The organism is Chamaesiphon sp. (genome assembly GCF_041738855.1).
In the GTDB taxonomy this organism is placed as follows: Bacteria; Cyanobacteriota; Cyanobacteriia; order Cyanobacteriales; family Chamaesiphonaceae; genus Chamaesiphon.
The window spans coordinates 25,349-31,537 of the sequence record NZ_JBGSPA010000109.1 but is presented as its reverse complement, the minus strand read 5'-3'; the positions used below and the strand labels follow the sequence as shown (position 1 = coordinate 31,537).

7 protein-coding genes are annotated in these 6,189 nt (G+C 47.1%); 3 read left to right on the top strand and 4 right to left on the bottom strand.

Features of this window, described 5'->3' with window-relative positions:
* Window positions 1–129: 129 nt before the first annotated feature.
* Window positions 130–906 (bottom strand): methyl-accepting chemotaxis protein, encoded by a 777-nt coding sequence (locus ACEW9I_RS10270; protein ID WP_373540249.1) that lies wholly within the window; start codon window positions 904–906, stop codon window positions 130–132.
* Between the two features lie 160 nt (window positions 907–1,066).
* Between ACEW9I_RS10270 and ACEW9I_RS10265 the strand changes: the two genes are divergently transcribed.
* Window positions 1,067–1,770 (top strand): IS1 family transposase gene (locus tag ACEW9I_RS10265; protein ID WP_373540250.1). Its coding sequence is split into 2 segments (ribosomal slippage): window positions 1,067–1,391 and window positions 1,391–1,770, totalling 705 coding nucleotides; the frame shifts between segments, so codons are not numbered across the junction.
* Window positions 1,771–1,832: 62 nt separating this feature from the next.
* On the opposite strand, the gene ACEW9I_RS10260 is transcribed toward ACEW9I_RS10265, so the two are convergent.
* The 3 genes from ACEW9I_RS10260 to ACEW9I_RS10250 all read right to left on the bottom strand — a co-directional run bounded on the left by ACEW9I_RS10260 (window position 1,833) and on the right by ACEW9I_RS10250 (window position 4,861).
* Window positions 1,833–2,480, bottom strand: coding sequence for a cache domain-containing protein (locus ACEW9I_RS10260; RefSeq protein WP_373540248.1), 648 nt, complete (start codon window positions 2,478–2,480; stop codon window positions 1,833–1,835).
* A gap of 128 nt (window positions 2,481–2,608) precedes the next feature.
* Window positions 2,609–3,631 (bottom strand): chemotaxis protein CheW, encoded by a 1,023-nt coding sequence (locus tag ACEW9I_RS10255; RefSeq protein WP_373540247.1) that lies wholly within the window; start codon window positions 3,629–3,631, stop codon window positions 2,609–2,611.
* A 42-nt stretch (window positions 3,632–3,673) separates the two neighbouring features.
* Window positions 3,674–4,861, bottom strand: a complete 1,188-nt coding sequence (locus ACEW9I_RS10250) for a PleD family two-component system response regulator (RefSeq protein WP_373540246.1) — start codon at window positions 4,859–4,861, stop codon at window positions 3,674–3,676.
* 197 nt (window positions 4,862–5,058) lie between these two features.
* Here ACEW9I_RS10250 and hisB point away from each other — a divergent pair, with 197 nt between their 5' ends.
* Together hisB and ACEW9I_RS10240 are read left to right on the top strand one after the other, a co-directional pair.
* A complete protein-coding gene (gene hisB, locus ACEW9I_RS10245) occupies window positions 5,059–5,703 on the top strand; it encodes an imidazoleglycerol-phosphate dehydratase HisB (protein WP_373540245.1) in 645 nt (214 codons plus the stop codon).
* A gap of 173 nt (window positions 5,704–5,876) precedes the next feature.
* Window positions 5,877–6,017 (top strand): hypothetical protein, encoded by a 141-nt coding sequence (locus ACEW9I_RS10240; RefSeq protein WP_373540244.1) that lies wholly within the window; start codon window positions 5,877–5,879, stop codon window positions 6,015–6,017.
* Window positions 6,018–6,189 lie beyond the last annotated feature (172 nt).

The following is a 6,189-nucleotide window of genomic DNA, read 5'->3' as shown; positions in this document are numbered from 1 at the left end:
AATCTATTCGTAAACCCAACGTCAAATTGATTATTGCCCCTTTTCCTGAACATGTACGAAGTGGCGACCAATTCTTCTTTAAGCCATCTTCTCAAACCCGCTTGACAACTGCGATCACTTCTTAACTTGTCACGAATGATCTGTCGCGAGGTTATTAATCCTCTGGGCAGATTTTTTACTTTCATCGGCGAGTTTGCGAATCTCTCCCGCAACTACCCCAAATCCTTTCCCCTGTTCGCCAGCGCGGGCGGCTTCAACGGCGGCTTTGAGAGCGAGCATATTGGTTTGTTTGGCGAGATCTGATACCAGATCCGAGACAGTAGTGATTTGTCCGGTTTGGACGCCGAGGTTGGCAATTTGAGCGGCGATCTCATCAACACGATCGCGTAAGTCGGACATTTCATGAATAGTTTTTTGCACCGCTTGAGTCCCCTCTTCTGCTAGGGAGAGAGCTTGTCTGGCTCCAGTGGCGGAAGCTGAAGCTTGCTGGGCTGTCTCGGTGGAGATGCTCTCTAGCTCATCGATCGTCCCTGTCGTGGCGATTGCCGAATTGGCTTGTTCATTGATGGCGATCTCCTGCGTCTGGACGGTATCGACGATTTCATTGGCAGAAGTGGTAATTGTCGCGATCGCCCGTTGGATATATTTGATAATCCGATCGGTTAATAAGATCGACAATCCGACTGTTAATAGTCCCGTAACTCCAGCCCCGAGTAGAACAGTCAACAATAGCCCTCTTAGCTCCACGTACGCAGCATCTTCATCAATGGTAGTGACGGCGATCCAGGGCAATCCTGACATCCCATCTAATTTAGCAAAGGCAGCTGCGCTCAGTAATTCTGAGCGATTGTTACTACCAGACGGTTGGTCGTAAACCAGCTCCTTGGTTGTCCGCGCCTGGATCATTTCTGGGGTTTCCGACTGGTTTTGGTACTGCCCATTAGAACTAATAAATAATTTGTTAGTCTGAAGATCGAGGATATGATAATTGGCGTTGCTGAATTGATGTATGATATAGCGATCGAGAGTAAGATCGAAAAAAACAATGAACAGCGAATCAAAGCCAATCGAATGTCCTGAATGTAAGTCAACTCGTGTTAATAAAAATGGGCATAAAGCAGGTAAACAGAATCATATATGTGTTGATTGTGGCAGACAATTCATAGATTGCTACCAGACTCATCAAGGTTATGGGGAAGAAATTAAAAAAGAATGTCTCCTAATGTATGTAAATGGGATGGGGTTCAGAGCAATTGAGCGGATTAAGGGAGTACATCATACCAGTATTATTAATTGGGTTAAGCAAGTAGGTGAATTACTCCCAAATGCTTATGCACCAGAAACAGTTCCACTAGTAGGAGAGCTAGATGAACTAGAGACATTTATCGGCTCAAAAAAAACAAAATCTGGCTCTGGACGGCAGTAAATCACTTTCAGACAGGGATTTTAGGATGGGTAATGGGCGACCACAGCGCAAAAACTTTTCAGCCATTATGGGAATTAGTCGGTGGCTGGAAATGCTACTTTTATGTCACGGATGGATGGCCAGTCTATCCAATGTTTATTCCAGATGGAGACCAGATTATCTGTAAAACTTACATGACTAGAGTAGAGGGCGAAAATACAAGGCTTAGACACTACTTAGCTCGACTTCATCGCAAGACACTTTGCTATTCTAAGTCTAAAGAAATGTTGGCGCATTCAGTTAGATTACTAATTCACTATCTCAAGTTCTGGGATGTTCCTGTCCCATATCCAGCTAACTATTAATGTAGCTAAAGATTCTCTCCTATTTTGAATAATGTTTTTGCTCTCGATCGCCATATCATACATCAATTCAGCAACGCCTGATAATTTTCAGACTGAGCAGCAAAATCTTTCAGTACTGCTGCCAATCGCGCGACCGGAACTCGCGTTCGCACCACGCCAACGATCTTGGTAGTGACCAAATCTCGAATCGGTGCAGCTAAAAATACTGAAATCCTACCAGTAGATACACTGGGTTCTGGTGCCGAAATAACTGCTTTCCCAGTGCTGATAGCATCCTTAAAGTACTGACGCTGGGCATGATTGATTTTGGTTAGGGATTCACCCTTGCTCTGGGCGACTAGTTTGCCTGTGATATCAAAAACGGCAATACTATCGTAGGCTTGATAAGCCCCAACAAACCGATCTAATAATAGATTTTTGCCCTGTGTTGAAGTAACGGCAGCTACTCTAGAGTCAGCAAAAACTGGCAGTGATGATAGGATTTGAACATCACCATTCCGCTCGAACATAAATTGGTTAAGTCGATCGGCGACAGATGCCGCTCGTTTTGCTTGGTCTTTGACCACCTGCTGTTGAATCTCGTTACGTACCTGAAGATAGTTCAGGGTGCCAACTGTCACGATCGGTAAGATCCCGATGGCGATCGCCAAGAGTGTTGCTTTGGTTTTGAAAGAGGGACTACTTATTTTCGCCCACAATTTGGTTGACATAGATTTTGGTAATTAGTGACGAAAATGACTGGAAGATCGACAATCTAAATAGAGCTAATAGTCAAAAGTAGTATTTAATTAGGTATAAATTTAGATATTTCAAAATGATTGGCTAAGGAAGAGCTGGACTAGACGACAGCTAGAAACTCTCGATCGATCAATTCCTTGATTTCGACTAAATACAGCGACTTATCAGCATATTTGGTAACTCCTCGCAGATATTTACGTAGTTGACTGGTACTGGCGATCGGGAGTGGATCGATCTGAGTGCTTGCCAAATAGAAGACATCAAAAACTCGATCGACCCCAATCCCCACTTGGAAATCGTCAATTTGTAAGACCACCAATTCTTGGCGCGGGAGTGGCGACATCTGTAGCACTGTTCCTAGTTCTAGGAGTGGCAAAATTTGCCCCCGCCAGTTGATTTGTCCCAAGATATGTCGGGGTGCGAGTGGTACGGGGGAAAGTACAAACCTGTCGAGCGCGTCCACATCCACGACTAGTGCCAACGGCAAGCCGATCTGTTCCGTACCGATTTGGACGACCAAAACCCCTTCCTCGCTGGTGACGCGCTGCGTCTGTACCACCGCTTGTTTGAGCTGGAGCGCGCGCGTCTCAAATGTAGCGCGTTCGGCGACTGTCGCCTGGGGACAGCAGCGACTATAAAAATCGGCACCAGCTCCCGAGATCGCTGCTGGTGACTCGCTCAGAGCCGCGACGTCAGGTTCTCGCACCAATCGATCGAGATCCAAGCACGCCACTGGCTGCTGGTTGCTCTGTCCGATCCCCAGGATAAAATGGCGATCGGCTGGGGCTTGGCGACTGTGAATCAGAGTCAGATCGAGCGGTTGGACATCGAGCTGCTGGACATCAAATACATCATGCGCGACAATCCCCAGATAAGTGCCCTGGATCTCTACCACGATGACACGATCGGTCACATTGCACCCCGAGAACTGCCGCCCAAAGCGCAGATCCAGGTGCATCACAGGCACCATCCGCGATCGCCAGTTGAAAATCCCAATAATATCGGCGGGAGTGGTGGCTAATGAGTACAACTCTGGCAGCCAACAGATCTCGCGCACAAAATCCGCATTGATGCCATAGAGTGAGCCATGTAGCCCAAAAACCGGATACAAGTTACCTGACATGATGTGGCTGGTGGGGTGAATTTACCAAAATGATTGAATCTATCATTGAATATGCCCACGCTTGGTATATCGATCGACAACTGCCAGCAATTTTTCATCATCGAGCGGTTTAGTCAGGTATTCGGTGGCTCCTACCATCTCGGCTAGTGCCCGATCGTAGCTCTTGTCTTTGGCTGTCAGCATGACAATCGGCAATTGGGTAAACTTACTCATCCGCCGCAATGTCTGACATAGCTCGATCCCGTCGATCCCGGGCATCGTGACATCCAGCAACAGCAGATCTACGGGCTGTCGTGCCAATAAATGCAGCGCACTCATCGCATCGTTTGCCAGCAATACCTCATACCGTTCGCTCAACGCGCGTTTGATCCGCGTTTGGACGATCGAACTATCATCGACAGACAACACGATCGGTAGCTCTACTGGGGCGAGAGACTCCATGGCAATGTCGATCGGCTGCTGACACTGCATCCAACCCATTTGCGCCCATTGGGCGTAGGAACGGGCGACTTGGAGCGGATCGCGATCGAGCGCAGTAGCAATATCGACGATCGTCCGGTGCCCGTCAAACCACTTCTGGGCATGTTGCGCGATCGCTTTTTCAGCAATCTTGCCCAACATCGCCGCAGTCAGCGGGAGCGGTATCGCCCCAATTCCTGGAATCAAATTCCCGATCTTGCTCCAATATTGCTGGCGAGTATTCACTGTCATCATCAACTGATTCCAGTTCAAGCCAGCTCCCGCTTCACCATGATAAAAATCGATATCTGGCTGGGGATTAAAGCGATATTTACCTGCAAATCCGATCGCTTGTTCGAGGACAAACACAGTTTGTCCCTGCGCCCACGTCTCGATCTGCTCCCAAGTCAGGACTTGCTTGCGTACCAAAAACGTCAATAGTTCGCGCGTTGAATGCGGATAAACCAATTGCTGGATCAGCCAACCCTCGATCGATTCTGAATATTCTGGCTTGAACTTTTTGACTAGGACTCGAATTAGCTCACCGCGATCGATTAACTTATGACCACCGTAGGTAATTTCACCCTTATACCAAATCAAGACTCGCTGCCAATATTTGCCAGGTTGTAGTTCTACTTCCAATTGGAGGTGACCACTTGCCTGCTGTTGGCGAAAAGACTCGATCAGTCGCGCGAGATCCTGTGATTGGTAGGGAATTAGTGGCAATGTTTCCCCTGGTATCAAGACATCACCCATCGACATTCCACTCATCTACCGATTCCATTGCATCTGAAGATTATCTTCCCTATGATTCCCAAATCTCAGTCAGAATTTACAGTAGATCGATCGCAGATCTACACCATCCACCCTCTACTCCCTAAAGCCTAAAACCTAAAACCTAAAACCTAATTCCCCTCTATGACTGAGTGATAGAATAGACAACTAGACCATCAGCCGCCACCAGCTATATGTCAACCGCGACTCAAGCCCACACCAACCCCTTATTCCATCCCGCTAGCTCATCCAATCGGATAGCCACAGTCCACCGCCACACAGGCGAAACTGATGTCACCGTGACGATCGATCTCGATGGTACTGGTAGCTGTCATGCCCAGACAGGGATTCCCTTTCTCGATCACATGCTCCACCAAATTGCCGCTCACGGCTTATTCGATCTCCACATCACCGCCACTGGAGATATCCACATCGACGATCATCACACCAACGAAGATGTCGGCATCACCCTGGGAATGGCTCTTGCCAAAGCATTAGGCGATCGCAAGGGGATTGTCAGGTTCGGTCACTTTGTCGCCCCACTCGACGAAGCCTTGGTACAAGTCGCCCTCGATTTTTCTGGTCGTCCCCACCTCAGTTATGGGTTGGAAATCCCCACCCAGCGCGTGGGTACTTATGACACTCAACTAGTCCGAGAATTTTTTGTAGCGGTTATCAATCACAGTCTGATGACGCTCCACATTCGTCAACTGGACGGCATCAATTCCCATCACATTATTGAAGCTACTTTCAAAGCCTTTGCTAGAGCGATGCGGATGGCAACTGAATTCGATTTGCGGCGGATGGGGACTATTCCCAGTTCTAAAGGGATGCTTTAGATAGTCGATAGCCGCCTTGCTCTCTTGATTGTTGACTAAATAACCTAAGTTACTATTTATCAAAAGATAGTTAAGTTTACCTTACAGAAACAACCGATATTTAGCGCGAAGACTTATGATGATAGATAGAGGAGATTAGATTAACAGTTTAGATAAATGCAGGGGTATAAGTTATGCGAATTGCCACCATGCTAGAACGTTTCATCGGTTATTTTTCAGATGCGGCTGAGCGAATATTTGGACTCGATCGCAATGAATATCCCGCAACTGGCGCACAGCCTTTTGAAGGTGAGATCGACAAAAAGCGTCATTAATCAATTTATCCAGATTGACTGTAAATAACTACGCACAATTGAATCTAAAGAGCTACTAGCTAGTGAGTGTTACCATAGGGTAGATGCTGCTCACTAGCTAGTTTTTAGTTGCTTTGATGGATTTGACAAATATTCAGATCGCCCTACTTATTGGTACCGATCTTCCCAAACT